Raw genomic sequence first — 25,350 nt, forward strand, 5'->3', positions numbered from 1 at the left:
CCCCGCGCCCGACCGCGCCGGACAGATGCCAAACCGTCGCGCCGCGGGCGGCTGTACAAGCGGCACGCGGGGCCTATCATCGCCGCGGCCCGCGCCTCCTGCCCGGGCCAGCCGAAGGAGGTCCCATGACCAGCCCCGCCCAGTGCCGGGACCGTGCATCCGCCCGGCAGGCCCTTGCCCCGCGCCGGACCCCGCGGGGAAGCCGCGGCCCGGCACCCCTGCCTCCCGCTGGGGCAATACCGATGGACGGAGGCCCGGGGCGCCCCCGCCCGGCCCGCAAAGGAGCCTCCGCATGTTCGACCTGATCCTCCGCCGCGCCGCGCTCGACGGCATCGAGGGGCTGCAGGATCTGGGACTGAAGGACGGGCGCATCGCTGCCATCGCCCCCCGGATCGAGTCCGACGCCCCGGCCACCGACCTGGAGGGGCGGTTCCTCTCCCCCGGACTGTGCGACGCGCATGTGCATCTGGACAAGGCCTGCATCCTGGACCGCTGCCCCGTCTGCGAGGGCACCCTCGCCGAGGCCGTGGCCCTGACCGCCGCCGCCAAGCCCGGCTTCACCGAGGAAGACGTCTATGCCCGCGGCGCACAGGTCCTGGAACGCGCCATCGCCCATGGCACGCAGCGGATGCGCAGCTTCGTCGAGGTCGATCCCCGTGCCGGGCTGCGCAGCCTCGCCGCGCTGCTGCGGCTGCGCGCGGATTACGCCGCGATGATCGACCTGCAGATCTGCGCCTTCGCGCAGGAGGGGCTGACCCAGGAGATGGCGACCTACGAGCTGCTGGAGGAGGCCTGCCGCCAGGGCGCGGACATGGTCGGCGGCTGTCCCTATACCGATCCGGACCCCGCGGCCCATGTGCGGCTGATCCTCGATCTCGCCGAACGGCACGGGATGCGGGCCGATTTCCACCTGGATTTCGACCTGAACCCCGCGGCCTCGAACCTGCCCCATGTGCTGCGCGAGGTCCGCGCGCGCGGCTTGCAGGGCCGGGTTTCCATCGGCCATGTCACGCAGATCTCCGCCATGTCCCCCGCGCGGCGCGCCGAGGTGGCGGAGTCTCTGGCCGCGGCGGGGATCGCGCTGACCGTGCTGCCGGCCACGGACCTGTTCCTGACCGGGCGCGAGGCCGACCGGCTGGTGCCGCGCGGGGTGACGGCCGCCCACCGGCTGGAAGGCGTGGCCGCCTCGCTGGCCACCAACAACGTGCTGAACCCCTTCACGCCCTTCGGTGATGCCTCGCTGGTCAGGATGGCCAATCTCTATGCCAATGTCGTGCAGGCGGCGGGCGCGCAGGAATGTCGCGCGATCTGGCGCATGGTGACCTGCGGAGCGGCGGAGGCGATGGGCGCGCGCGCCGAGATCGCGGCGGGGGCCCCCGCCGACCTGGTTCTTCTGGACGCGCCGGATGCCGTCGCCGCGATCCGCGAAGCCGCCCCGGTGCTGGCGGGCTGGAAGGCCGGCCGCCCGAGTTTCCGCCGGCCGCGCGCCGAGTTGCTGCTCCCCCGCCCCCGCCCCGGCGGCCCGGCGCCGCGCTGAACGTCGCGGATCCGGGCAGGGGGTTGCATCTGCCCCGCGACTCGGGCCTTACTGTTGAGAATGGTTCTCACTATCATTCCGGAGCTTCTGCTCCGCAAAGCGATGCCGAAAGGAAACCGCATGAGGACGAACACGTTCCGCCTTCCGGGGCTGCTCGCGGCGTTGTCGCTGGCCGCGGCGCCTGCCTGGGCCGATGACGCGCGCATGAAGGTCGTCACCACCTTCACCGTGCTGGCCGACATGGCCCGCAACGTGGCCGGCGATGCCGCCAACGTGGTCTCGATCACCAAGCCCGGCGCCGAGATCCACGGCTATGAACCGACGCCGCGCGACCTCGTCGGTGCCCGCGATGCCGACCTGGTCCTGTGGAACGGGCTGAACCTGGAACTGTGGTTCGCGCAGTTCATCGACCAGCTGGGCGACATCCCCTCGGTCACGCTGACCGACGGGATCGCGCCCATCCCGATCGCCGCGGGCGCCTATGAGGGCAAGCCCAACCCCCATGCCTGGATGGGGCTGGAAACCGCCGCGGTCTATATCGACAACATCGCCGCCGCCTTCGCCGAACACGACCCCGAGAATGCCGCGACCTACGAGGCGAATGCCGCCGCCTACAAGGACGCGCTGCGCGCCACGATCGAGCCGCTGCGCGCCCAGATCGCGCAGATCCCCGAGGCGCAGCGCTGGCTGGTGACCTGCGAGGGTGCCTTCAGCTACCTGGCGCGGGATTTCGGCATGAAGGAACTCTATCTCTGGCCGATGAATGCCGACCAGATGGGCACGCCCCAGCAGGTGCGCGCGGTGATCGACGGGGTGCGCGAAAACGACATCCCCGTCGTCTTCTGCGAAAGCACGGTCAACACCTCCCCGGCCGAACAGGTCGCCCGCGAGACCGGCGCGCGCTATGGCGGCGTGCTCTATGTCGACAGCCTCTCGCCCGAGGGCGGGCCGGTGCCGACCTATCTGGACCTGCTGCGGGTCACCGCGCAGACCGTGGCCGACGGGCTGGGCGCCCCCGCCGAATAGCTCCGGCCCGGGGCGCCATTGCCCTGAGGCGGGCGGGACATAGACTTAGGGGACGATCCAGCATGGATGAGAGCCAGATGAGACAGACAGACCCGGCCGCCCCGGCCGATCCCGGCGGCGGCATCTCCGCCGAGGGCGTGACCGTCACCTATCGCAACGGCCATACCGCGCTGCGCGAGGCCGGCTTCGCGATCCCCCGGGGCACGGTGACGGCGCTGGTCGGCGTGAACGGCGCGGGCAAATCGACGCTGTTCAAGGCGATCATGGGCTTCGTGCCGGTCGCCCGCGGCGATATCCGCCTGCTGGGACTGACCGTGAAGGAGGCGCTGAAGCGCAACCTCGTCGCCTATGTGCCGCAATCGGAGGAGGTCGACTGGTCCTTCCCCGTCCTGGTCGAGGACGTGGTGATGATGGGCCGCTACGGCCATATGGGGTTCCTGCGCCGCCCCTCGGCGGCCGATCACGCCGCGGTGGGCGCGGCGCTGGCGCGGGTCAACATGCAGGAGTTCCGCCACCGCCAGATCGGCGAGCTTTCGGGCGGCCAGAAGAAACGCGTCTTCCTGGCCCGGTCGCTGGCGCAGGACGGGAAGGTGATCCTGCTGGACGAACCCTTCACCGGCGTCGACGTGAAGACCGAGGAGCAGATCATCGCGCTGCTGCGCGAATTGAAGGCCGAGGGCCGGGTGATGCTGGTCTCCACCCACAACCTGGGCTCGGTGCCGGAATTCTGCGACCGCGTGGTGCTGGTCAAGGGCACGGTGCTGGCGCATGGGCCGACCGAGACGACCTTCACCCGCGCCAACCTGGAACAGGCCTTCGGCGGCGTGCTGCGCCACGTGACGCTGGGCGGCGCGGATCTGCATGACGATGACGACGCGCGGCATGTTTCCATCCTGACCGACGATGAACGCCCGCTGGTGCGCTATGGCGGCAAGACCCACCTGCGGGAGCCCGGGCCATGAGCACCCTGCTGGAACCCTTCGCCTATGGCTACATGACCAATGCCATGTGGGTCTCGGCGCTGGTGGGCGGGGTCTGCGCCTTCCTGTCGGCCTATCTGATGCTGAAGGGGTGGTCGCTGATCGGCGACGCGCTGAGCCATTCGGTCGTGCCGGGCGTCGCCGGGGCCTACCTGCTGGGCCTGCCCTTCGCGCTCGGCGCGTTCATCTCGGGCGGGCTGGCGGCGGCGGCGATGCTGTTCCTGTCGGACCGTTCCGGGCTGAAGGTGGATGTCATCATCGGCATCATCTTCACCTCCTTCTTCGGCGCGGGTCTGTTCATGGCCTCGGTCAATCCGATGGCGGTGTCGATCCAGACGATCACCATGGGCAACATCCTGGCGATCACCCCCGGCGACACGCTGCAGCTGGCCATCATCGGGCTGGTCTCGCTGGCGGTGCTGAGCGCGAAATGGAAGGATCTGATGGTCGTCTTCTTCGACGAGAGCCATGCCCGCACGATCGGGCTGCGCCCCGGCCTGCTGAAAGGCGTGTTCTTCATGCTGCTCTCGGCCTCGGTCGTGGCGGCGATGCAGACGGTGGGCGCCTTCCTCGTGGTCGCCATGGTGGTGACGCCCGGCGCCACCGCCTATCTGCTGTGCGACCGCTTCCCGCGGCTGATCCTGACCTCGATCGCGATCGGCGCGACGACCAGCTTCCTGGGCGCCTATGCCAGCTATTTCCTCGACGGGGCGACGGGGGGCATCATCGTGATCCTGCAGACGGCGGTCTTCCTGGCCGCGTTCTTCCTTGCGCCCAAGCACGGGATGCTGGCCGCAAGGCGCAGGGCGGCGCGGGCCCTGGCCGCGCCGGAGGAGGCGGCATGAGCGAGACGCTGCTGATGCCCTTCACCTTTCCCTTCATGCAGACCGCCTTCTGGATCGCGGCGATCGTCTCGGTGCCCACCGCGCTGCTGTCATGCTTTCTCGTGCTGAAGGGCTGGGCCCTGATGGGCGACGCGGTCAGCCACGCGGTGCTGCCCGGCATCGTGCTGGCCTATGTGGCGGGGCTGCCGCTGATCCTGGGGGCCTTCGCCGCCGGAATGCTGACCGCGGTCGCCACCGGCTTCCTGTCGCAGAACAGCCGGGTCAAGCAGGACACCATGATGGGCGTCGTCTTCTCGGGCATGTTCGGGCTGGGGATCGTGATGTATGTCGGGCTGAAGACCAATGTGCATCTCGATCACATCCTCTTCGGCAACATGCTGGGGGTCGGGCGCGACGACCTGTGGACGGCGGGCATCATCTCCGTGCTGGTCTCGGCGGCGCTGCTGCTGAAATGGAAGGACCTGATGCTGCATGCCTTCGATCCGGCCCAGGCCCGGGTGTCCGGGCTGCCGGTGCGGGTGCTGCATTACGGGCTGCTGTCGATCCTGTCGCTGACCATCGTCGCGACGCTCTCCGCCACGGGGCTGATTCTCGCGGTGGGGCTGCTGATCGCGCCGGGGGCCATCGCCTTCCTGACGGTGCGCAGCTTCCGCAGCATGCTGGCCGTGGCGGTGGCCGTCTGCACGGGGGCGATGCTGGCGGGGGTCTATGCCAGTTTCTGGCTCGACAGCGCCCCGGCCCCGACGATCATCCTGATCCTGTCGGCGCTTTTCGTGCTGGCCTTCCTGCGCCGCGCCTGGATGACCCGGCGCAGCGCCCGGCAGGCGGACTGAGCGGCGCGCGTTCCGTTCCGCAGGGCGGAACGCGTTCTGCATCTTTCCTTCCGCCGCGCCCGGCGCTAGAGACAGGGCGCCAGCAGGGGCCGTCCCTCAGCCCGAAACCCGCATATGCGAAGAGAAGGGGGAGGACCCATGCCCGCGACCGGGAATATCCTGCATATCGGAATGTCGCTTGCCGCGACCTGGCTGACCGGGCGGGATCGCGCCGCCGGGCCGCAGGACCGCGATCCGATCGCGGCGGATATCGAGCTGTGCCGCATGTCCGAGGCGGCGCGGCTGGATTTCATGTTCCTGCCCGACACGCTCTTCGCCGATCCGCGCGGGCTGCGCGGCGGCGCGGGCATCGGACCGGGCGGCCTGGACCCGACCCTGCGGCTCGCGGCCCTGTCGCAGCATACCCGGCAGGTCGGGCTGCTGACCACCGTCTCCACGACCTTCGTGCCGCCCTACATCCTCGCGCGCCAGCTGCAGAGCCTGCATTGGCTCAGCGGCGGCCGCGCCGGGTGGAACATCGTCACCGCGCTGGACGGCCAGCGGAATTTCGGTCTCGACGACATGCCCGGCCCCGAGGAGAAATACGCCCGCGCGGCCGAGGCGACCGAGATCGTCCGCAGGCTCTGGGCCAGCAATCCCGCAGCCTCCGCCGACGATGCCCCCCCGGCCGAACCGATCGATCACGCCGGGCGGTATTTCCGCGTCGCGGGGCCGCTCAATGTGCGCATGCCCCCGACCGACCGCATCCCGCTGGTCCAGGCCGGGGCCTCGGAGACGGGGCGCAGCTTCGCGGCGCAGGTGGCCGATGCGATCTTCGCCTCCACCCCCGACAAGGAGGCCGCGCTGTCGCTGCGCCGCGACCTGCGCCGCCGCGCCGCCGCCCATGGCCGCGCGGCCGACGACATCGTCGTGATGCCCGGGCTGAACTGCTATCTCGCCGACAGCCGCGCCGAGGCGGAGGAGCTGTTCATGGAGACCCATGCAGGCATCGACCGGACCCGGCGGCTGGAGATGGTGCGGCAGATGATCGGGCTGGACCTGACGGACTGGCCCGAGGACCGTCCCATCCGCGCCGCCGACCTGCCCGAGCTGCCCGCCAGGCTGCGCAGCCGCACGCATTCGGGGCTGCTGCGCCGGATGATCCTGCGCGACGAACCGACCCTGGCAGAGCTGTTGCGGCGGCCCGAATCCGCGGGCTCGGGCCATTGGCGGATCATCGGCACGGTGGATGACGCCGCCGAGCAGATCGCCGAATGGCATCGCGACGGGGCCATCGACGGGTTCATCAACGTGCCCGGCGGCGGCAGGGACTCGATGCGGCGCACGCTGCAGGAGCTGATCCCGCAGCTGTCCGAGCGGGGGCTGTTCCGCCGCGACTATGGCGGCGACACCTTCCTGGGCCACCTGCGCCAGCGCCGCGCCTAGCGCCGCCGCCCCGCCACCAGCCACAGCAGGTAGAGCCCGCCCAGCAGACCGGTCATCACCCCGATCGGCACCGAGACGGTGCCCCGCAACTGCAGCGATCCCAGATCGGCCGCCAGCACCAGAACCGCCCCCATCAGCGCCGCAGGCAGCAGGACCGGCCCCGGCGCCCCCGTCAGCCGCCGCGACAGGTGCGGGGCGGCCAGCGCCACGAAGGTCACCGGCCCCGCCGCGGCCGTGGCGACGGAAGTCAGGCCGACCGCCGCCACCACCATGACCAGGCGCACGCGCTCGACCTCCACCCCGACCTGGCGGGCCATGTCGTCCCCCATCTCCATCATGTCCAGGCGGCGCGCATGGATCAGCGCGACCGGCGCCAAGAGCACCAGCCCCAGCGCGGCGGGGCCGACATGCGCCCAGCTGCGCGCCGCCAGCGATCCGGCCAGCCAGACCTGCGCCGCCATGGCCTGGTCCAGATCGCCCATCACCAGAAGCAGCGTGTTCAGCCCCGACAGCACCGCCCCCACGCCGATCCCCACCAGCACCAGCCGGTCGCCGCCCGAACTCTGGCCGCGCCGCGCCAGAAGGAAGACGCAGAGCGCGGTCAGCATGCCCAGCCCCGCGGCGGCGGCGGCGGTGCCTGCGGCGCCCGCATCGAAGAGGATGATCTGCACGATCGCCCCGGTCGCCGCGCCGGTGGTGAAGCCGATCACGTCCGGCGAGCCCAGCGGATTGCGGGTGATCGACTGGAACACCGCGCCCGACAGACCCAGCGCCGCCCCGACCAGCGCCGCCGTCAGCACCCGCGGCAGGCGGATGCCGCGGATCACCCGGTCCAGCCGCGGATCGCCGGACCCGCCCATCAGCCCTGCCATCACCTCGGAGAGGTCGAAGCGCAGCGTGCCGGTGGCAAGCAGCACCAGTCCCAGCGCCGCCGCCATCACCAGCAGCACGGCCGAGACCGCCACGACGCGCGGCCGCAGCAGCAGCGAGACCGGCCCCAGCCGCAGGACGCGGATGCCGGCGCCGCTCATAGCCGGGCCAGCCGGAACCGGCGCGCGACATGCACGAAGACCGGCCCGCCCAGAAGCGTGGCGACGATGCCCGCCGCAACCTCCGACGGCATGGCGACAAGGCGGCCGACGATATCCGACAGCAGCAGCAGGATCGCCGCGAAGATCGCCGCGAAGGGCAGGATCCAGCGGTGGTCCGGCCCGCAGACCGCCCGGGCCAGATGCGGCGCGACCAGCCCGACGAAGGCGATCGGCCCCGCCGCCGCCGTGGCGCCGCCCGCCAGCAGCATCACCGACAGGCAGGCCAGCCCCCAGACCCGTCCCGGCCGCACCCCCAGCGCCTGCCCCAGATCCTGCCCCAGGGCCAGCCCGTTCAGGCTGCCCGCGAGGGCGAGCGCAAGGCCGCCCCCCGCCAGCAGGGCCAGCGCCAGGATCCCCGCCACCGCCATGCCGCGCCCCTCGACCGAGCCTGCCGCCCAGTTGCGGAACGTGTCGAAGGCCGCCGCCTGCGCATTCAGGATCACCAGCGTCGTCACCGATCCCAGCACCACCGAGAGCCCCGCCCCCGCCAGCAGCAGCCGCACCGGATCCGTGCCCGCGCGATGGGCCCCGCCGCACAGGAACACCGCCGCCCCGGCCAGCCCTGCCCCGGCAAAGCCCAGCCAGACATATTGGCGCATCTCGGTCAGGCCCAGCACGGCAATGCCCAGCACCACCGCCACCGCGGCGCCGCCATTGATGCCCAGAAGCCCCGGCTCGGCCATCGGATTGCGGGTGACGGCCTGCACCATCGCCCCGGCCAGCCCCAGCGCCGCGCCCGCCAGCACCGCCAGGCAGGTGCGCGGCAGCCGCAATTCGCGGATGATCAGGTGCAGGTCGTTGCCGGGGTCGAAGGCGCGCAGCGCCGCCAGCGTCTGGCCCGGCGGAATCGCCCGCGATCCCAGCGCCAGGCTGGCCAGGACCAGCACCGCCAGCACCGCCAGCGCGCAGGCCATCCAGCCCAGGCGGCGCCGCCGGCGGGGGGCAAGGGCATCGCTCATCGGGCCGCGAATTGCGCCGCGACGGCCGCCGCTGTCTGCAGCCCCGAGTAATAGTCGATCCGGAACGAACTCTGCCCCAGCCCGTAGACCTGGCGCTTCTGCACGGCCGGCAGGTTCGCCAGGACCGGATCGGCGAGGAAGGCCCGGACCGTGTCGGCGGTGCCGTTGAGCAGGAAGACCGTCTCGCCGGTGATCGCGCCGCCGAGATTCTCGCGCGATATGAAATCGAAATTCGACGACCGCGTCACCTGCGCGCGCAGCCGCTCGGGCAGCCCCGCGATCTCGAACCCCAGCGCCGCCAGCAGCTGCGCCTGCGCGCTGGCGGGCTTGCCGATCGAGTAGGTGTCGGCGATCTTGTAACCGACGATGCTGGCCCGGCCCTCATGCGGCGCGATCCCCGCGGCGATCCCGGCCACCTGCCGGTCGAAATCGCGGATCGCCTCCTCGGCGCCCGCCTCATGGCCCGTGGCGCGGCCCAGATCGCGGGCCAGGTCCTGCCAGCTGCGCTCCGCGTAATCCACCGCGATGGTCGGCACGCCCTGGGCCTGCAGCGCGGGCAGATGCGGCAGGATGCTGTCCGCCCCCGTGGTGGAGGCGACGACGAGGTCCGGCCACCACCCGATGATCGCCTCCATATCGAAGCCGAGATTCGGATAGAGCACCTCGACGCCCTGCGCATCCGCCGCGGCGGCCCATTGCGAGAAGAAGCCCCGGTCATCGGTCAGGGGACCGGGCGTGGTCGCGGCGCTGGCGGCGACGGGGGCGCCGATGGCCAGCAGGATGCCGGTGACACTGGGCGTGGTCGAGACGATGATCTCCGGGGCGTCCTCCAGCGTCAGCGTCCCGGCGGCATGGGGGATCTGGCGCGGCCAGTCCGCGGCGCGCAGCGGCCCGGCCAGCACCAGCGGCAGCAGCCCCGCGATCAGGGCGAGAGACGGGAATTTCATGACATGCCCCCGGAAAGGTTGCGGACGGATCCTGGCTGCGGATGGGTGACTGGCGGCCGGTCGCGACGCGGGCGGACCTGCGGGCCGGGCTGGCTGGGCGCCATATTGCAGAACACGTTCCGCGATGCAATACGAGGGCGCGGAGACCACGCGGAGACCCTTCGATGACCCACCGGCTGAGTGCCCGATCCGTCACGCTGCGCTATGACCGGCGCATCATTTCCCGGGATCTCAGCCTGGAGATCCCCGAAGGGTCCTTCACCGTCATCGTGGGGCCCAATGCCTGCGGCAAGTCGACCCTGCTGCGCGCGCTGGCGCGGCTGCTGCCCCCTGCGGAGGGCCAGGTGGTGCTGGACGGCAAGGCCATCGGCACGCTGCCCGCCCGCGATGTCGCGCGGCGGCTCGGCCTCCTGCCGCAGAGCCCCGTCGCCCCCGACGGCATCACCGTGGCGGATCTGGTCGCGCGCGGCCGCTACCCGCACCAGTCCTTCCTGCGCCAGTGGTCGCCCGCGGACGCGCAGGCGGTCGCGGCGGCGCTGGAGGCGACGGGATTGCGGGATCTGGCCGAGCGCCCGGTCGGCGAACTCTCCGGCGGCCAGAGACAGCGCGCCTGGATCGCCATGGCGCTGGCGCAGGACACGCCGATCCTGCTCCTGGACGAGCCGACGACCTATCTGGACATCGCCCACCAGATCGAGGTGCTGGGCCTTCTGGCCGATCTCAACGAGGCCGGGCGGACCGTGCTGGCGGTGCTGCACGATCTCAACCAGGCCTGCCGCTATGCCACCCATCTCGTCGCCATGCGCGACGGCGCCATCCTTGCCGAAGGCCCCCCGTCCGAGATCGTCGACAGCGCGCTGGTGGATCGCGCCTTCGGGCTGCAGGCGCGGGTCATGCCCGATCCCGAGACCGGCACGCCGATGATCGTGCCCCGGGCGCGCCCGCGCGGCAGGGCGCGGCTCCGCTGAGAGGCGGGGCGGGGCCGGACCATCCCGACCTGCCGCAGCCCTGCCATTGCAGGGCGCGGATCCGGCGCGCGGGGCGCCGGGCGCCGTCACTTCCGGGCGGCGGATCCCGGGCCGGGGGGTGCCGCCGCGGCGGCGCAAGGCCGGCTTGCGTCCCGCGCTTCCGCCGAGGGACGGCAGGGGCCGGGCATCACGTCGCGGCCTGCCCCGGCGGCAGAGACCCGGCCGCCTCGTTCACCGCGCGGGCCCGGGCCAGCAGCAGCTGGCGGTCCGCGGGATCCTGAAGCTGGCCCAGATCGGTCACCGTCGTCATGACGCAGACGATCTCGCCCTGGGCATCGAAGACCGGCGCGGCCTGGCCCGTGACATTCGACAGCAGGTGACTGGTCATCTCGGCCCAGCCCGCGGCGCGGACCGCGTCCAGCCGGGCAGGATCGGGGGGCGTGCCGCGGAAATGCCCCGGCTGCCCGGCGCGGACCCGCCCGACCATCGCCGCCGGCAGATGCGCCTGGAAGACCAGGCCGCAGGCGGTGTTGTCCACCGGAAGCACATCCCCCAGCGCCAGCGGGTTGATCGAGAAATAGGCGCTGCGATACCAGCGCACCATCGTCGGCCCCCGCTCGGTCCAGATCGCCACGCCGCCGCTCATCGCATGGCTCTGGCTCAGCGCCCTCATGCTGTCCGCCGCCATTTCGATCGGGTCGATCCGCCTCAGCGCCCCGACCCCGATGCGCAGCGCCGCGGGCCCCAGATCGTAGAAGCCGCTTGCCGGATCCTGCCGCGCCAGGCCCTCCAGCACCAGCGATTGCAGGTAGCGATGGGCCGTGGAGCGTCCGATCCCCGCCAGACGCGCCAGCTCGCTCAGCGCCATTGCCCCGGGGGCCTCGGCCATCACGCGCAGGACCCGCGCGGCGATGGATACCGACTGGATCGTGCCGGGCCGGCGCGCGGCCTGCTCCTCCTGGTCTTCGCTCATCTGCCTCTCCCTGTTGCCCGTCCCGCCACGTGGCCCGGCAATCATCCGCCGACGTATTGACATGTGGAACGCGTTATGAATTGTGGAACCGCTCGAAACAAGCGCAAGCAACGGTCGTCTCAGCCAGCGTTTCTCATACACCCGCAGGCGGAAGACAATGCCCAGACCCTCCCTCCCCGCGCTCATGTGCAGCGCCAGCATCCTCACCCTCTCCACCGCCTTCGGCCCCGGTCCGGCCCTTGCGCAGGAGGGCGGGGCCGTGATGCTGGATCCGATCATCATCACCGGCGAGACCCGCGACCGCGACCTGCGCGAAACGGCGAGTTCGGTCAGCGTCCTTTCGGGGGATGCGCTGGCGCAGACGGACCCCGAGGCGGGCTCCGTGGCGGAGGTCGTCAACGGCATTCCCAACGTCACCTATCCCGGCACCGTCGCGGCTCCGGTCATCCGCGGCGTGGACAGCCAGGGGCCCAATTCCGGCGCGGTCGCCTTCTTCTCGGGGACGGTGCCGCGCGCCACGATCAACGTGGACGGGCATTACCAGGGCTATAACGAATTCCTCTTCGGCGCGTCCTCCATCTGGGACGTCGAGAGCATCGAGGTGTTCCGCGGCCCCCAGACCACGTCGCAGGGCGCCAACGCGATCGCCGGGGCGATCATCGTCAACACCAAGGACCCGACCTTCACCCCCGAACTCGCCTTCCGCGCGGAAGGCGGCAGCTATGCCGGGCGGCGCGCCTCCGTGGCGGTCTCCGGACCGCTGAGCGACAGTTTCGCCGCGCGCATCGCGCTGGACTATTCCGCCCGCGACACGTTCATCGACTACGTCAATCCCGACTTCGCCGATGACGACGCGGACCAGGATTTCGAGAGCTTCACCGGCCGCGCGAAGCTGCTGTGGCAGCCCGCGGGGATCCCGGGGCTGGAGGCCAAGCTGACCTATGCGCGCTCGGAGTCGAACCGTCCCACCTTCGAGGCCGCCTCGCCCCCCTATGACGACCTGGACTCCATCGGCGCCTCCCTGCCCTCCTGGGACCAGACCACCGATACCGGCATCCTCGATGTCGATTACGACCTCGGCAACGGCATCGTGCTGTTCAACCAGCTCCAGTACTCGGAGACCGAGGCGCACCGGATCACCGGACTGGAGGATGCCGGGGATGCCGACATCACCGGGACCAACTATTCCTACGAGGGCCGGGTGACGTTCGGCGAGACGGCCGACACGCTCAGCGGCGTCGCGGGCGTCTATGCGGCGCGCACCGAGACCGACGAGACGCTGTACCTGCGCGGCGTCTCGACCTTCGACGACACCAAGACCAATCTCGGCCTTTTCGGCGAGACGACCTGGCGCTTTGCCGAACGCTGGTCGGTCACGGGGGCGCTGCGCTTCCAGCAGGACCGCGTGCGCCGCGAGGGCGATGCCGTCTATGCGCCGGAATCGGTCGATTACGACAATACCTTCACGGCGATCCTGCCCAAGCTCTCCCTCGCCTACGAGCTCACCCCCGAGATCGTGCTGGGCGGGCTGGTCAGCCGCGGCTACAATCCCGGCGGCGTGTCGCTGAACTTCACCACCGGCGAGTGGACGCAGTTCGACGAGGAACAGAGCTGGAATTACGAACTGTTCACCCGGGCGGCGCTGCTGCAGGACCGGATGTTCGTCAATGCCAACCTGTTCTATACCGAATACGAGGATTACCAGCTGAACATCCCGGTCGAGATCTCGCCCGGCCTGTACCAGAGCTATACCATCAACGCCGAGCAGAGCCGGGCCTACGGGATGGAACTTGCGGTGGATTACCAGGCGCGGCACGACCTGTGGCTGGCGGCCGGGGCGGGCTTCACCTGGACGGAGCTGCAGAAGGTCCGCAGCAATCCCGACTACGAGGGCAACACCCTGGCCGACGCCCCGGACTACACGCTCAGCCTGTCGGCGAAATGGGACGTGACGGACCGGATCCGGCTGGGCGGACAGGTGCGCTATGTCGACGGCTATTACGCGGATCTGGCCAATTCCGACGATCTGAAGGTCGATGGCTACACGATCACCGACATCAACGCCGCCTTCGCGCTGAGCGACAATCTCGAGATCTACGGCTATGTGTCGAACCTGTTCGACGAACGCGAACCCGTGGATCTGCAGACGACCCGCGGCACCGATGGCAGCTATGTCTCCGCCAACATGACCGCGCCGCGCATGGTGGGCCTGGGCATCCGCGGCAGCTTCTGAGCGGCCGCCGGCTCCGGGCGGGGGATCCCGCCCGGACCATGTCGCGCAGGCTCAGTGGGTCAGCCCCGCCCCGCCCGTCGCCACGATGTTGTAGGGCAGCCCCTCCACCGCGATGGCGGCGGTCTCGGCCAGGCTGTCCGTGTCGATCACCCGCACCGCGGATTCGGCCGGATCGGTCAGCACCAGCGCCTCCCCCGCCATGGCCAGGCGCGGACGCGGATCCCGCCAGTGCCCGTCCATCGAATAGGGACCCGTCACGCGCGCCGAGGCCTCGATCTCGCCCGAGAGCAGGTTCAGCCGGTGCAGCGTGCCGTCCTCGGTCAGGATATAGCCGTATTGCGGGCTGATATCGTCCAGCACGAAATCAACCCGCCGGAAGGGCAGCGCGACATGGCGGAAATGCGGCGCGGCGACGGGGTCGATCACGACCACGCCATCGGCGCCGTAATTGCCCAGGAAGACCTGCATCGCGGCCGAGCCCAGCAGCGTTCCGGTATGGCCTTCGGGCAGCTCCGCGGGATAGGGCAGCAGGTCCAGCACCGGCTGGCCGTCCGCCAGATGCGCCGTGGCGATGCCTTCCTTGCAGCCCGCCACGAGATAGGCGCCCGAGAAGGCCTCGCCATGCAGATCGGTGCAGGCTTGCATCTCCCCGGCCGGCCGGCCTTCGGCATCATAGGCCTGCAGCCCGACGCGCGGCGGCGCGCCATCGCCCTCGACCGGCGCCTCGGAGGCGACCGAGCTGAGCACGTAATCCCCCATCGGCGCGGCAAAGCCGTGATGCGCGCGGTTCTGCGCGAAGCGCGCGGCCGCGTCCAGCCGTCCCTCCAGAAGCGCCGCCTCCTCCAGCATCGCGACCTCGCCGCCGCGGTCGAAATTGATCGCCGTCAGCCCGCCATGGGTGACGACGTGGAACGGGCGCGGGCCCTCCAGCACGGCATCGATCCGGGCCGGGTCCGAGACCTCGATATCGGCGTGGTCGCCATGGCCTTCCAGCACGATGCCGGTGGAGAGGAAATCGACGCGGTCATCGTCGGACTGCACCGCCACGATCCCCTGCCCCGAGGGGGAGACATAAAGTTTCGACGGCCCTCCCAGATCGAAGCGCCACTGCGTGCCGGGGTCCTCCAGGTCGAAGGCCGTCACCGCCGCACTGGCCTGGTCGGCCACGAAGATCCGCCAGGTTTCGCGGTCCTCGTCGGCCATGGCCGGGGCACCGGCCAGCGCCGCAAGCGCCAGCGATCCCAGGGCAAGGGTATGTCGTGTCATCTCTGTCTCCATCCGCAGGTTGAGCGGCAGGCACCCCGCCTCGGGGCGCCGGCTCGGCTCTGCACCCCTATACCGTGATGGTATAACATTTCAATAGAGAGGGGGGGGGGCCGCCCCGGGACCGATCCCGGCAATGGAGTCCCGGACAGGATGCGCCGCGCCGCGCGACGGGACGCAGCGGCGCGGCCGCCGGGGGACTAGGCGTAGGCCCCTGCCGAATAGGTCAGCTCGTAGCTGTGGGAATACAGTTCGAAGACGATGCCGAAGGGATCCTCCACATAGACCATGCGATAGGGTTTCTGGCCGGGAAAGTACTCGCGCACCGGCATGCGCTGCCTGCCTCCGGCGGCAACGATCCGCTCCAGCAGCCCCTCGAGGTCGGGATCCTGGATGGCGAAATGGAACAGTCCCGTCTGCCGATGGGGCAGATTGTCCTGCGGGGCGTGATTTCCGGGGAATTCGAACAGCTCGAACCCGATGCGGTCGGCGGTCGACAGGTGCGCGATGCGGAACCGGCCCCAGCCGGGACCGAAGACATCGTTGCACATCACGCCGATATCGCTGTCATCTTCGGCGATCTCGGTCGGTTCCATGATGACGTAGAACCCCATCACGTCGCGATAGAAGGCGACGGCACGGTCGAGATCGGGCACCGAAAGCCCGATATGGGAAAAGGTCCTGGGGGTGGGGGACGGCGTGGGGGCGGGGGACGGCGTGGGGGTGGGGGACGGCGTGAGGGTCGAGGTCATGGCATTCTCCTTGCTGCCCCAGGATATGCGGCCACTTCCCATGTGTTTCAAATTATCATTCATGCTGGAAATGATAACATATCGTTCGCGAAGGGCGCGATGCGGGCCTAGCCTCCGCCGGCGCGCGCCTGGCGCAGGAACCGGGCCCGCTCCTCGGGATCGGCGACATGCCCGGCCAGCTGCTGCAGCAAGCTCTCCTCATCGCGGCCGGACGCCACGGCGCGGCGCACCAGAACCGGGGCGATCGGCCCCAGAAGCGGCGTCAGCAGCGCGGCCAGCCGGTCCGCGCGATCCTGCGCGACGGTGCCGCGCGCGCCTGCCTGCCGATCATCCTCCAGCGCGGCCTCGATCGCGCGGCGGGCGGCAGCCTGCTCGGCCGGGTCGGGGATCTCGCGCAGCAGGTCATCCACCATCTCTTCGGCACTGGCGGCCCGGGCAGCCGCGCGCCGGGCCAGCACCCCGCCGATCGGGCCGATGCTGCTGGTCAGCTGCCGCTCCAGACGCCCCAGCGTCCGCGGACTGATCCGTTCCAGCATGGTCGCGCTGAGCCCCCCGGAGACCGCCCCCGCCCTCGGCGCGATCGCTGTCAGGCCGGAGGCATCGGCGGCCGGCAGCAGCGCGGCCAGCGCCGCCCGCATGTCGCCTGCATCGGCAAAGCGCGCCTGCGGGTCGCGGGCCAGCGCGCGCAGCACCAGCGCATCCAGCCCCGGCGGCAGGTCCGCGACGATCTGCGCGGGCGGCGGCGGGCCGCCGGCCTGCACCGCCTGGATCAGCTCCATCACCCCCGCCCCGGCAAAGGGCTTGCGGCCGCAGATCAGTTCGTAAAGCAGCACGCCCGCGGCATAGATGTCGGCGCGCGCATCGACCGGCCCGCCGGTCATCTGTTCGGGCGCCATATAGGCCGGGGTGCCGATCAGACCCGCCCCGGTGGCTTCGGTCGCCGCCAGCCGCGCGATGCCGAAATCCGTCAGCTTCACGGTGCCGTCGGCGGCCAGCATCACATTGGCGGGCTTCAGGTCGCGATGGATCACCCCGGCGGCATGGATCGCGCCCAGCCCTGCCAGCACCTGGCCGAGGATCGCATGGATCTCGGCCAGCCCGACCGGACCCGCCGCCATCCGGTCCAGAAGCGTTGCCGGACGCAACCGCTCCATCACCAGGTAGGGCAGCCCGTCCTCGACCAGGAAATCGAAGACCGTCACCAGGTTGGGATGCAGGCAGCGCCCGGCGGCGCGGGCCTCGCGGGTGAAGCGCGCCAGCCAGTCCTCGCGCTCGGCCGCCCGCCCCGAGACCAGGTGGCGATGGATCGACTTGATCGCCACGGGGCGGTCGATGTCGGGATCGCGCCCGGCATAGACGACGCCCATCGCGCCTTCGCCCAGAAGCCCCTCCACCCGGTACTTGCCGATGCGGCGCCGCGCGGGGGCGGGATCGATGCGGGTCTCGTCAGCCATCGATCATGCTCATCGCCCGTTCCAGGCTGCGCCGCATCCGGTTGAAGGAGGCCGAGAGCGAACTGATCTCGTCGCGGCCGGGCTTGCGGTATTCGGGCACCGAGAAGTCGCCGAGGCTGACCTTCTCGGCCAGGGCGGACATGCGCCGCACCGGGGTCAGCACCATCCGCCCCAGCAGGAGGTTGGTCATCACGAAGACCAGCAGGAAGACCAGCGCCAGCCCGCCGATCAGCATCAGCCGCGCGTCCCGCGCCCGGGCCTCCACCAGGGTCATCGGCGCCGAGATGAACTGCGCGCCCACCGTCTCGCCCAGCTGCCAGCCGAAGCCGTTTGCCGGCCCGTAGAGGTCGATCATCGCCGGCGGCGCCGCCTCGGGCGTGGAATGGCAGCGCAGGCAACCCTCCTGGGTGATGGTGATGGGAAAGGCCATGGTCAGCTCGCGGCCCGCGCCGGTATCGAGGACCGAGGCGATCTGGTCCAGCTCCGGATCGGCGCGGAACTGCTCGATCATGGCGCGTTCGCGCGCATCGGGACGATCGGCGGGATTGGTCGGGTCCAGCGCCGATTCCTTGTAGCTGTATTCCGGGAAGCTTCCGCGGAACGTGTCGAAGACGGTGCGCGCGGCAAAGGCGGTCACGGTCTCGGGCAGGAACAGGATGTCGCTGTCATCCTCCAAGAGCGGCTCCACGTGGTTGAGCGTATAGGAGCGCACCGCCAGCGCATTGCCGCGCAGCAGGCGGATATTCTGCTTCACATCCTCCACGGCGCTGCGCTGCACGAAGACATAGGACAGCACCGTCGCCGCCGCGATGCCCAGCAGGCAGGCCAGGACGAGGACCAGGTTGTACTTGAGTCGCAATCCCATGGGTCGCTCTCCGGTTTGGCGCACGCGGCGCGGGAAAAGACGTTCAGCCCCTGAGATCCAGAAGCTGTCGGCGGGTCAGCAGCCCGGTGGCGGGGTCGTTGCGGGTCTGCTGGAAGGCGGTGATGGCGGCGCGGGTCTGCGGACCGAAGATGCCGTCGACCAGCCCGCGGTAGTGATCCAGGCCGCGCAGCTGGCGCTGGATCGCCCGCTTGGCCGAGCGCGACAGCGACTGTTCCAGCAGCGCCAGCTCCTCCAGCGTCTCCGGCACCTCCGGCGCGGCGGCCAGACCGGCAGCGACCGGCACCGGGGCGGGCGCCGCCCGCGCCGGGGCGCGCAGGAAGACCGGCGCCGCCGGACGGCCCGCCACCTCCGCCCCCGCAAGCGCGGCGACCGCATCCAGGATCTCGCCCAGCTCCACCTCCTCGCGGCCGCTGCGCTCCGACAGGATCGCCTCCAGCGCCGCGAAGGCCGCGGGCTCCAGAAGGGCGACCGGCGCCGAACCAGGGGCCGGTTCCGGGGGGGCGGCGGCCGCATCGACCCCGGCTGGCAGCGCCGTGCGCGGCTCCGCGCGCGTGGCAAGCACCGCCCCGCCCTCCGCCGCCTGCGCCGCGCTGCGGGCGAAGGCGCGCAGCGGTATCGCCTGGGTGAACAGGTCGGTGGGATGCGACAGCCCGGCCCCCTCGGGCAGGATGAAGGCGCGGTCCTCGAACCTCACGACGGGGGCATCGACATAGATCAGGCCGGCGCGCGAATCGGTGGCCTCGCGGGCAAAGCGCTTGAGCACCGAACGCAGCTGGGCATTGCCGGGACGGTCGGCGCGCAGGGTCTCGGCGCCCAGCTGCTGCAGCGCCGCCTGCACCGCGTCGGCCCGCGCGCCGTCCCCGCCGGCGGAGACGACCAGTGCGACGATGCGCCCGGTCTGGGCCCCGGCAGGCGGCGTCGCGGCCAGCATCAGCCCGAGAACCATGATCCGTGTCAGCATTCCGGCCATTTTCGCCTCCCCATCCGGCCACCGCGCCCTCCGCGGCAAGCTTGTATTGAGGGTCAGTCTCTGCGAAACGGATTACGGTTCAATCTTTCCCTGATTTCCATTTCCGGCTATCTGCCGCTCCCTGCTGCGGGACATGGCCGCCTTTGCGAAAAATCGGGCGGGGCTTCACGCTAAATCTTGACCTGCCAAAACCGGCATGATCTACATATAGATGCTTCAGGGGTCCGATCATCGACTCGGGCCAGGAGGGAAACCGGTGGGAATCCGGCGCTGCCCCGGCACCTGCAAGCGGCAAGCCCGATCGATGCCGACCCCGGGGGTTCCGCCCCGGCAAGGCCCGTCCGGGTCCCCGCCGCGGCCCAGGCCCTCGCCCGAGGCAAAACGAAATGACCGCGAACGAAGGGTTCGGGCGGGCATCGGAACGGCAGACGCGGCCGTCCCCCATGCGCCACCGGACCGGACAGAGGATGCAGATGACCGTCACCGTCTATTCCAAGCCCGCCTGCGTGCAATGCACCGCCACCACCCGCGCGCTCGACGCCAAGGGCATCGCCTATGCGGTCGTCGACCTGACCGAGGATGCCGCCGCGCTGGAGCGCGTCACCGGGCTGGGCTACCGCCAGGCGCCGGTCGTGATCGCCGGAGAGGACCACTGGTCGGGCTTCCGTCCGGACCGCATCGGCCAGCTGGCCTCCTGATCCCGTGGCCGGGCTCGTCTACTACTCCTCGGCCAGCGGCAATACCCGCCGCTTCGTCGAGAGGCTGGGACGGGCGGCGGTGCGGATCCCGGTCTCCCCGGCCGATCCGATGCCGCCGATGCCCGGCCGCTATGTGCTGATCTGCCCGACCTATGCCGATGGCGAGGGTCGCGGCGCGGTCCCCAAGCAGGTGATCCGCTGGCTGAACGATCCCGAACGGCGCGCCGGGCTCTGCGGCGTGATCGCGGCGGGAAATCGCAACTTCGGCCCGACTTACGCGTTGTCGGGCCGCGTCATTGCCGATAAATGCAACGTCCCGCTGCTCTACAGCTTCGAGCTGGCGGGAACCTCCACCGACATCGCCCGCGTTACCGCCGGGCTGGACCAGATCCGGGACCAGACATGCTCGACACCCCGACCCATGACGGCCTGAGCGCCGGGCTCGACTATCACGCGCTGAACGCGATGCTGAACCTCTATGACGAGGAAGGCCGCATCCGCTTCGATGCCGACCGCATGGCGGCGCGCCAGTATTTCCTGACCCATGTGAACCAGAACACGGTCTTCTTCCACTCGCTGGACGAGAAGCTGCGCTACCTGGTCGAGCAGGGCTATTACGAACCCGAGGTGCTGGACCAGTATTCGCGGAACTTCCACCGCCATATCTGGGATGCGGCCTATGCGCGGAAATTCCGGTTCCCGACCTTCCTCGGCGCGTTCAAGTATTACACCAGCTACACGCTGAAGACCCGCGACGGGAAACGCTATCTCGAACGCTACGAGGATCGCGTCGTCATGGTCGCGCTGGCGCTGGCGCGCGGCGACGAGGCGCTGGCCATGTCCTTCATGGAGGAGATGCTGGCCGGGCGGTTCCAGCCCGCGACCCCGACCTTCCTGAATGCCGGCAAGAAATCCCGCGGCGAGCTGGTCTCGTGCTTCCTGCTGCGGCTGGAAGACACGATGGAATCCATCGGCCGCGGCATCAACTCGGCGCTGCAGCTGTCGAAGCGCGGCGGCGGCGTCGCGCTGATGCTGACCAACATCCGCGAGCATGGCGCCCCCATCAAGGGGATCGAGAACCAGTCCTCGGGCGTCATCCCGATCATGAAGCTTCTCGAAGACAGCTTCTCCTATGCCAACCAGCTGGGCGCGCGGCAGGGCGCGGGCGCGGTTTATCTGAACGCGCATCATCCCGACATCCTGCGCTTTCTCGACACCAAGCGCGAGAATGCCGACGAGAAGATCCGCATCAAGACGCTGAGCCTCGGCGTGGTGATCCCCGACATCACCTTCGAGCTGGCCAAGCGCAATGCCGAGATGTACCTGTTCTCGCCGCATGACGTGGAACGCATCTACGGCCTGCCCTTCTCGGAGATCTCGGTCACCGAGAAATACGCCGAGATGGTCGCCGACAAGCGCATCCGCAAGAAGAAGATCAACGCCCGCGCGTTCTTCCAGATGCTGGCCGAGATCCAGTTCGAATCCGGCTATCCCTACATCATGTTCGAGGACACGGTGAACCGCGCCAACCCGATCGCCGGGCGCATCGCCATGTCGAACCTGTGTTCCGAGATCCTGCAGGTCAACGAGGCCAGCGAGTTCAACGAGGATCTCAGCTATGCCCATCTGGGCAAGGACATCTCCTGCAACCTGGGCTCGCTGAACATCGCGCGCACCATGGATGGCGGCGATCTGGGCCTGACCGTGGAAACCGCGATCCGCGCGCTGACCGCCGTGTCCGAGATGTCCTCGATCGAGTCCGTCCCGTCGATCCGCCGCGGCAACGAGGAAAGCCACGCGATCGGCCTGGGCCAGATGAACCTGCACGGGTTCCTCGCGCGCGAGCGGATCCATTACGGCAGCCCCGAGGGCGTGGAATTCACCTCGGTCTATTTCGCCGCCGTGGCCTATCACGCGATCCGCGCCTCCAACGCGCTGGCGCGCGAGCACGGGCGCAGCTTCGGCGGGTTCGCCGACTCGGCCTATGCCGACGGGTCCTTCTTCGAGAAATACGTCACCCGCGACTGGCTGCCCGAGACCGGGACCGTCGCCGCGCTGTTCGAGAAATTCGGCATCGCCCTGCCCACCCGCGAGGACTGGACGGCGCTGCGCGATGCGGTGATGAAGGACGGGCTGTGGAATGCCTATCTGCAGGCGGTGCCGCCGACCGGTTCCATCAGCTACATCAACAATGCCACCTCCTCGATCCACCCGATCGTGTCCAAGATCGAGATCCGCAAGGAAGGCAAGATCGGCCGCGTCTACTATCCCGCGCCGTTCATGGACAACGACAATCTCGATTACTACCGCGACGCCTACCAGATCGGGCCCGAGGCGATCATCGACACCTATGCGGCCGCGACCGAGCATGTCGACCAGGGGCTCAGCCTGACGCTGTTCTTCCCGGCCGAGGCCACGACCCGCGACATCAACCGTGCCCAGATCTACGCATGGAAGAAGGGCATCAAGACCATCTATTACATCCGCCTGCGCCAGGCCGCCCTCGAGGGCACCGAGGTCGCGGGCTGCGTGTCCTGCACGCTGTGAGAGCCGCCATGAAAGACCTTGCCACCCCCCGCACGCCCCGCGCGATCAACTGGAACCGGATCCAGGATCCGAAGGACCTGGAGGTCTGGAACCGCCTGACGGCGAATTTCTGGGTCCCCGAGAAGGTGCCGCTGTCCAATGACGTGCAAAGCTGGGCGACCCTGACCGAGGCCGAGCAGCGGCTGACCATCCGGGTCTTCACCGGGCTGACGCTTCTGGACACGATCCAGGCCGGCGTCGGCGCGCCCTCGATGATGGCCGATGCCGCCACCCCCCACGAGGAGGCGGTGCTGTGCAACATCGCCTTCATGGAGGCGGTGCATGCGCGCAGCTATTCGTCGATCTTCTCGACGCTGTGCTCCACCGCCGAGGTGGACGAGGCCTTCCGCTGGTCCGAGGAAAACCCGCATCTGCAGGCCAAGGCCCGCGCGATCCTGGAAACCTACGCCCCCGGCGCGGACCCGCTGAAACGCAAGATCGCAAGCGTCTTCCTGGAATCCTTCCTGTTCTATTCCGGCTTCTACCTGCCGATGCACTGGTCCAGCCGCGCCAAGCTGACCAACACGGCCGACCTGATCCGCCTGATCATCCGCGACGAGGCGATCCACGGCTATTACATCGGCCTGAAATTCCAGCGCGGGCTGGAACGCGAGACCGAGGCGCGGCGCGAGGAGCTGAAGGAATTCGCCTTCTCGCTGATGTTCGAGCTTTACGGAATCGAGGCGCAATATGCCGAGGAACTGTATGACGGGATCGGGCTGGCCGAGGAGGTCAAGGCCTTCCTGCATTACAACGCCAACAAGGCGCTGATGAATCTGGGCTATGAACCGCTGTTTCCGCCGGAGGCCTGCGAGGTCAGCCCGGCGATCCTGGCGGCGCTGAGCCCCGACAGCGAGAATCACGACTTCTTCTCGGGCTCGGGGTCGAGCTACGTGATCGGCACGGCCGTCGCCACCGAGGACGAAGACTGGGATTTCTGAAGGTCCGGCCGCCTCAGAAGGGCGGCCAGATCCGCCGGAACACGCCGTCGCGCAGCACCAGTCCGTGCAGCGCGGCGGCGCCCGCATGTGCAAGGATCAGCGCGATCAGCGGGATGCGCATCCAAGCATGAACCGCCTTGGCCTGCGCCGCCAGCGCCTCGTCGCGCGGCACCAGCCCGCCGATCAGCGGATCCCACAGCTCCATCGGGAAGCCGCCCGCCTGCACCCGCACGATCCCCGACACCGCCATCACGACGAGACACAGGTACAGAAGCCCGTGCACCGCCTCCGCGGCCAGGACCTGCGGGCGCGACAGCGTTGCGGGCAGCGGCGGCACCGGGCAGGTGGCGCGCACGGTCAGGCGCGCGACGACCAGGATCAGGATCACCGGGCCGACATTCTTGTGAAAGAGGAACAGCGCGTCCTGCAGCGGGCGCGGCAGCCCCTCCTGCACCATGACCAGCCCCGCGGGGATCGTGGCAAGCACCAGGACCGCGCTCAGCCAGTGCAGCAGCCGCAGCAGCGGGACATGGCGCGCGGGATCGCGGGTCGGAATAGGACGCATCCGGGCCTCTCCTGCCTGGGGACCCGTCGAAACTATCGCATTTCCCGCAAAAGTTGAAACCTTTCCGCGCCTGCGGGGGCGCGGGGCGCCGCCGCGCTTGACAGGCCGGGGCGGCGCGCGATGTCATCACGCATGCAGATCGCCGATCCAGATCCCGGCCCGAACGGATCCCGCCTGTCGCCCCCCCGCGCCATGGCGGGGCTGGCGGCGGTCTACGCGCTGTGCCTCCTGCCCGCCGCGCAGATCCTCACGGGCGAGGCGCTGATCCTGCCGGCGGCGGGATTCGCCCTGGCCGCCGCGGTGCCGGTCGCCTGCCTGCGCCGCCACCGGCCCGCCCCGCGGCTGGGTCCGGCCAACGCGGTGACGCTGGCGCGGCTGGCGCTGATGTCGCTGTTCCTCGCCCCGCTGGTCCGGCCGGACCTGCTGGAAGGCGGCACCGGCTGGGGATTCCTCGCCCTGGCGCTCTTCACCCTGGCGCTGGACGGGGTGGACGGCTGCCTCGCGCGCAGGACCGGGCTGGCCGGGGCCTGGGGGGCCCGGTTCGACATGGAGGCGGATGCCGCCTTCGCGCTGCTGCTGGCGGGGGTGGCCTGGCGCAGCGGCGGGCTGGGGGCCTGGGTGCTGCTCCTGGGCGGCATGCGCTATCTCTTCGTCGCCGCCGCGCTTGCCTGGCCGCCGCTCGGGGCGCCCCTGCCCGAGAGCCGCGCGCGCAAGACCGTCTGCGTGATCCAGATCGCCACGCTGGCGCTGCTGCTCGCGCCGCCGGTCGCGCCGCCGTGGTCGCAGGCGGCCGCGGCGGCCGCGCTGGGGCTGCTGGGCTGGTCCTTCGCCCGCGACATCCTGTGGCTGGCGGCCCGCCGGTGAGCCCGGCCCGCTCTCCCGCCGCGGCGCTGATCCTCGCCGCCCTGCCCGCCTGGGCGCTGCTGGTGCAACCCTTCCATCCCGTCATGCTGGACCCGGGCCGGCTGGCGCGGCTGCCGCCGGAACTGCCCGTGCTGCTCTTGGCCGCGCTGGCGCTGGGGCGTCATATCCGCTGGCCCGCGCTGGCGGCGGCGCTGGCGCTCGGTCTCCTCTCCGCGCTGAAACTGGCCGATTTCGCCAGCTTTTCCGCCTTTGCCCGCCGCTTCGACCCGCTGGGCGACCTGCATCTGGTTCCGGCCGGGTTCTCGCTTCTGTCGGCCAGCGCGGGACGCGCGGGGGCGGCGGCGCTGGCCGTCCTGGCGGCCTGCATGCTGACCGGGGCGGCGGCACTGGTCTTTGCCGGGCTCTGCCTCTGGGGCCGGGCGGGGGCGCGTCTGGGCGGTGCCGCCCGGCGGGGCGCGGGGGCGGCGGCGCTGGCGATCGGGCTCCTTTGCCTGTGGGATGCCGCCCGTTCCGGCCCGGTCCTGCCCCGCGCCGCCGCGCCCGAGACGACCCGG

The 25,350-nt window shown here is 70.2% G+C and carries 23 protein-coding genes, 1 pseudogene and 1 riboswitch; of the genes and pseudogenes, 14 read left to right on the plus strand and 10 right to left on the minus strand.

The features are described 5' to 3' along the window. Window positions 1–292: 292 nt before the first annotated feature. From ICN82_RS10110 to ICN82_RS10135, 6 genes are all read left to right on the plus strand, one after another. The gene (locus tag ICN82_RS10110) at window positions 293–1,537 is read left to right on the plus strand and encodes an amidohydrolase family protein (protein WP_193182272.1); all 1,245 of its coding nucleotides are present in this window, start codon (window positions 293–295) and stop codon (window positions 1,535–1,537) included. Window positions 1,538–1,657: 120 nt separating this feature from the next. Then, complete coding sequence (locus tag ICN82_RS10115; RefSeq protein ID WP_193182274.1) at window positions 1,658–2,563, plus strand: metal ABC transporter substrate-binding protein; 906 nt, start codon at window positions 1,658–1,660, stop codon at window positions 2,561–2,563. A gap of 77 nt (window positions 2,564–2,640) precedes the next feature. Beyond that, a complete protein-coding gene (locus ICN82_RS10120) occupies window positions 2,641–3,525 on the plus strand; it encodes a manganese/iron ABC transporter ATP-binding protein (RefSeq protein ID WP_193182276.1) in 885 nt (294 codons plus the stop codon). Next, window positions 3,522–4,388 (plus strand): metal ABC transporter permease, encoded by an 867-nt coding sequence (locus tag ICN82_RS10125; RefSeq protein ID WP_193182278.1) that lies wholly within the window; start codon window positions 3,522–3,524, stop codon window positions 4,386–4,388. Before ICN82_RS10120 ends, ICN82_RS10125 begins: the two co-directional genes overlap by 4 nt. Next, the gene (locus ICN82_RS10130) at window positions 4,385–5,221 is read left to right on the plus strand and encodes a metal ABC transporter permease (RefSeq protein ID WP_193182280.1); all 837 of its coding nucleotides are present in this window, start codon (window positions 4,385–4,387) and stop codon (window positions 5,219–5,221) included. Before ICN82_RS10125 ends, ICN82_RS10130 begins: the two co-directional genes overlap by 4 nt. 138 nt (window positions 5,222–5,359) lie before the next feature. After that, entirely contained in the window at window positions 5,360–6,646 is a 1,287-nt protein-coding gene (locus ICN82_RS10135) for an NtaA/DmoA family FMN-dependent monooxygenase (RefSeq protein WP_193182290.1), read from the plus strand. Here ICN82_RS10135 and ICN82_RS10140 read toward each other — a convergent pair. Genes ICN82_RS10140 through fepB form a run of 3 tightly spaced genes read right to left on the minus strand, consistent with a single transcriptional unit; the run spans window position 6,643 to window position 9,643 of the window. Next, on the minus strand, window positions 6,643–7,677 hold the full coding sequence (locus tag ICN82_RS10140) for a FecCD family ABC transporter permease (protein WP_193182292.1): 1,035 nt from the start codon (window positions 7,675–7,677) through the stop codon (window positions 6,643–6,645). The two genes, ICN82_RS10135 and ICN82_RS10140, sit on opposite strands and share 4 nt — an antisense overlap. Then, on the minus strand, window positions 7,674–8,696 hold the full coding sequence (locus tag ICN82_RS10145; RefSeq protein WP_193182294.1) for a FecCD family ABC transporter permease: 1,023 nt from the start codon (window positions 8,694–8,696) through the stop codon (window positions 7,674–7,676). The genes ICN82_RS10140 and ICN82_RS10145 overlap by 4 nt, the downstream gene beginning before the upstream one ends. Beyond that, on the minus strand, window positions 8,693–9,643 hold the full coding sequence (gene fepB, locus ICN82_RS10150; RefSeq protein WP_193182296.1) for a Fe2+-enterobactin ABC transporter substrate-binding protein: 951 nt from the start codon (window positions 9,641–9,643) through the stop codon (window positions 8,693–8,695). The genes ICN82_RS10145 and fepB overlap by 4 nt, the downstream gene beginning before the upstream one ends. 164 nt (window positions 9,644–9,807) lie before the next feature. Between fepB and ICN82_RS10155 the strand changes: the two genes are divergently transcribed. Further along, on the plus strand, window positions 9,808–10,611 hold the full coding sequence (locus ICN82_RS10155; RefSeq protein WP_193182298.1) for an ABC transporter ATP-binding protein: 804 nt from the start codon (window positions 9,808–9,810) through the stop codon (window positions 10,609–10,611). A 187-nt stretch (window positions 10,612–10,798) separates the two neighbouring features. On the opposite strand, the gene ICN82_RS10160 is transcribed toward ICN82_RS10155, so the two are convergent. Further along, on the minus strand, window positions 10,799–11,584 hold the full coding sequence (locus ICN82_RS10160) for an IclR family transcriptional regulator (RefSeq protein WP_193182300.1): 786 nt from the start codon (window positions 11,582–11,584) through the stop codon (window positions 10,799–10,801). Between the two features lie 157 nt (window positions 11,585–11,741). Between ICN82_RS10160 and ICN82_RS10165 the strand changes: the two genes are divergently transcribed. Then, entirely contained in the window at window positions 11,742–13,817 is a 2,076-nt protein-coding gene (locus tag ICN82_RS10165) for a TonB-dependent receptor (protein ID WP_193182303.1), read from the plus strand. 51 nt (window positions 13,818–13,868) lie between these two features. On the opposite strand, the gene ICN82_RS10170 is transcribed toward ICN82_RS10165, so the two are convergent. The 5 genes from ICN82_RS10170 to ICN82_RS10190 all read right to left on the minus strand — a co-directional run bounded on the left by ICN82_RS10170 (window position 13,869) and on the right by ICN82_RS10190 (window position 19,142). After that, entirely contained in the window at window positions 13,869–15,083 is a 1,215-nt protein-coding gene (locus ICN82_RS10170) for a metallochaperone AztD (RefSeq protein WP_193182305.1), read from the minus strand. 197 nt (window positions 15,084–15,280) lie between these two features. Further along, window positions 15,281–15,832, minus strand: coding sequence for a lactoylglutathione lyase family protein (locus ICN82_RS10175; RefSeq protein WP_193182307.1), 552 nt, complete (start codon window positions 15,830–15,832; stop codon window positions 15,281–15,283). 107 nt (window positions 15,833–15,939) lie between these two features. Beyond that, the gene (locus ICN82_RS10180; RefSeq protein WP_193182309.1) at window positions 15,940–17,286 is read right to left on the minus strand and encodes a serine/threonine-protein kinase; all 1,347 of its coding nucleotides are present in this window, start codon (window positions 17,284–17,286) and stop codon (window positions 15,940–15,942) included. Then, window positions 17,279–18,151, minus strand: coding sequence for a Tll0287-like domain-containing protein (locus ICN82_RS10185; RefSeq protein WP_193182311.1), 873 nt, complete (start codon window positions 18,149–18,151; stop codon window positions 17,279–17,281). The genes ICN82_RS10180 and ICN82_RS10185 overlap by 8 nt, the downstream gene beginning before the upstream one ends. Before the next feature lie 43 nt (window positions 18,152–18,194). Then, window positions 18,195–19,142: a peptidoglycan-binding domain-containing protein gene (locus ICN82_RS10190; protein WP_193182313.1), complete on the minus strand. Its 948-nt coding sequence runs from the start codon at window positions 19,140–19,142 to the stop codon at window positions 18,195–18,197. A gap of 202 nt (window positions 19,143–19,344) precedes the next feature. Next, window positions 19,345–19,530: riboswitch (cobalamin riboswitch) on the plus strand. Window positions 19,531–19,615: 85 nt separating this feature from the next. Here ICN82_RS10190 and nrdH point away from each other — a divergent pair. Genes nrdH through nrdF form a run of 4 tightly spaced genes read left to right on the plus strand, consistent with a single transcriptional unit; the run spans window position 19,616 to window position 23,367 of the window. Then, window positions 19,616–19,840: a glutaredoxin-like protein NrdH gene (nrdH, locus tag ICN82_RS10195; protein WP_193182323.1), complete on the plus strand. Its 225-nt coding sequence runs from the start codon at window positions 19,616–19,618 to the stop codon at window positions 19,838–19,840. A gap of 4 nt (window positions 19,841–19,844) precedes the next feature. Next, the gene (nrdI, locus tag ICN82_RS10200; RefSeq protein WP_193182315.1) at window positions 19,845–20,273 is read left to right on the plus strand and encodes a class Ib ribonucleoside-diphosphate reductase assembly flavoprotein NrdI; all 429 of its coding nucleotides are present in this window, start codon (window positions 19,845–19,847) and stop codon (window positions 20,271–20,273) included. Further along, entirely contained in the window at window positions 20,243–22,387 is a 2,145-nt protein-coding gene (gene nrdE, locus ICN82_RS10205; RefSeq protein WP_193182317.1) for a class 1b ribonucleoside-diphosphate reductase subunit alpha, read from the plus strand. Before nrdI ends, nrdE begins: the two co-directional genes overlap by 31 nt. Window positions 22,388–22,395: 8 nt before the next feature. Continuing rightward, on the plus strand, window positions 22,396–23,367 hold the full coding sequence (gene nrdF, locus ICN82_RS10210) for a class 1b ribonucleoside-diphosphate reductase subunit beta (protein ID WP_193182319.1): 972 nt from the start codon (window positions 22,396–22,398) through the stop codon (window positions 23,365–23,367). Window positions 23,368–23,380: 13 nt separating this feature from the next. Here nrdF and ICN82_RS10215 read toward each other — a convergent pair whose 3' ends face one another. Further along, window positions 23,381–23,932 (minus strand): cytochrome b, encoded by a 552-nt coding sequence (locus tag ICN82_RS10215; protein ID WP_193182321.1) that lies wholly within the window; start codon window positions 23,930–23,932, stop codon window positions 23,381–23,383. A 120-nt stretch (window positions 23,933–24,052) separates the two neighbouring features. Here ICN82_RS10215 and ICN82_RS10220 point away from each other — a divergent pair, with 120 nt between their 5' ends. Next, window positions 24,053–24,796 carry a CDP-alcohol phosphatidyltransferase family protein gene (locus ICN82_RS10220; protein WP_226898416.1) on the plus strand — a complete coding sequence of 248 codons (744 nt, stop codon included), beginning with the start codon at window positions 24,053–24,055 and terminating at the stop codon, window positions 24,794–24,796. Beyond that, window positions 24,793–25,350: pseudogene (locus ICN82_RS10225) on the plus strand (hypothetical protein); the annotation flags it as partial. The gene ICN82_RS10220 and the pseudogene ICN82_RS10225, both read left to right, overlap by 4 nt.

It is taken from the genome of Mangrovicoccus algicola, assembly GCF_014903745.1.
GTDB lineage: Bacteria > Pseudomonadota > Alphaproteobacteria > Rhodobacterales > Rhodobacteraceae > Mangrovicoccus > Mangrovicoccus algicola.

Excerpts from the sequence above, each read along its gene's own strand:
- ICN82_RS10160 (WP_193182300.1), bottom strand. The coding sequence starts at position 11,584 with ATGAGCGAAGACCAGGAGGAGCAGGCCGCGCGCCGGCCCGGCACGATC.
- ICN82_RS10145 (WP_193182294.1), bottom strand. The coding sequence starts at position 8,696 with ATGAGCGATGCCCTTGCCCCCCGCCGGCGGCGCCGCCTGGGCTGGATG.
- ICN82_RS10175 (WP_193182307.1), bottom strand. The coding sequence starts at position 15,832 with ATGACCTCGACCCTCACGCCGTCCCCCACCCCCACGCCGTCCCCCGCC.
- ICN82_RS10190 (WP_193182313.1), bottom strand. The coding sequence starts at position 19,142 with ATGGCCGGAATGCTGACACGGATCATGGTTCTCGGGCTGATGCTGGCC.
- ICN82_RS10110 (WP_193182272.1), top strand. The coding sequence starts at position 293 with ATGTTCGACCTGATCCTCCGCCGCGCCGCGCTCGACGGCATCGAGGGG.
- nrdE (WP_193182317.1), top strand. The coding sequence starts at position 20,243 with ATGCTCGACACCCCGACCCATGACGGCCTGAGCGCCGGGCTCGACTAT.
- ICN82_RS10115 (WP_193182274.1), top strand. The coding sequence starts at position 1,658 with ATGAGGACGAACACGTTCCGCCTTCCGGGGCTGCTCGCGGCGTTGTCG.
- ICN82_RS10120 (WP_193182276.1), top strand. The coding sequence starts at position 2,641 with ATGAGACAGACAGACCCGGCCGCCCCGGCCGATCCCGGCGGCGGCATC.
- nrdH (WP_193182323.1), top strand. The coding sequence starts at position 19,616 with ATGACCGTCACCGTCTATTCCAAGCCCGCCTGCGTGCAATGCACCGCC.
- ICN82_RS10165 (WP_193182303.1), top strand. The coding sequence starts at position 11,742 with ATGCCCAGACCCTCCCTCCCCGCGCTCATGTGCAGCGCCAGCATCCTC.
- ICN82_RS10135 (WP_193182290.1), top strand. The coding sequence starts at position 5,360 with ATGCCCGCGACCGGGAATATCCTGCATATCGGAATGTCGCTTGCCGCG.
- ICN82_RS10140 (WP_193182292.1), bottom strand. The coding sequence starts at position 7,677 with ATGAGCGGCGCCGGCATCCGCGTCCTGCGGCTGGGGCCGGTCTCGCTG.
- nrdF (WP_193182319.1), top strand. The coding sequence starts at position 22,396 with ATGAAAGACCTTGCCACCCCCCGCACGCCCCGCGCGATCAACTGGAAC.
- ICN82_RS10220 (WP_226898416.1), top strand. The coding sequence starts at position 24,053 with ATGTCATCACGCATGCAGATCGCCGATCCAGATCCCGGCCCGAACGGA.
- ICN82_RS10180 (WP_193182309.1), bottom strand. The coding sequence starts at position 17,286 with ATGGCTGACGAGACCCGCATCGATCCCGCCCCCGCGCGGCGCCGCATC.
- ICN82_RS10215 (WP_193182321.1), bottom strand. The coding sequence starts at position 23,932 with ATGCGTCCTATTCCGACCCGCGATCCCGCGCGCCATGTCCCGCTGCTG.
- ICN82_RS10130 (WP_193182280.1), top strand. The coding sequence starts at position 4,385 with ATGAGCGAGACGCTGCTGATGCCCTTCACCTTTCCCTTCATGCAGACC.
- ICN82_RS10125 (WP_193182278.1), top strand. The coding sequence starts at position 3,522 with ATGAGCACCCTGCTGGAACCCTTCGCCTATGGCTACATGACCAATGCC.
- ICN82_RS10155 (WP_193182298.1), top strand. The coding sequence starts at position 9,808 with ATGACCCACCGGCTGAGTGCCCGATCCGTCACGCTGCGCTATGACCGG.
- fepB (WP_193182296.1), bottom strand. The coding sequence starts at position 9,643 with ATGAAATTCCCGTCTCTCGCCCTGATCGCGGGGCTGCTGCCGCTGGTG.
- ICN82_RS10170 (WP_193182305.1), bottom strand. The coding sequence starts at position 15,083 with ATGACACGACATACCCTTGCCCTGGGATCGCTGGCGCTTGCGGCGCTG.
- ICN82_RS10185 (WP_193182311.1), bottom strand. The coding sequence starts at position 18,151 with ATGGGATTGCGACTCAAGTACAACCTGGTCCTCGTCCTGGCCTGCCTG.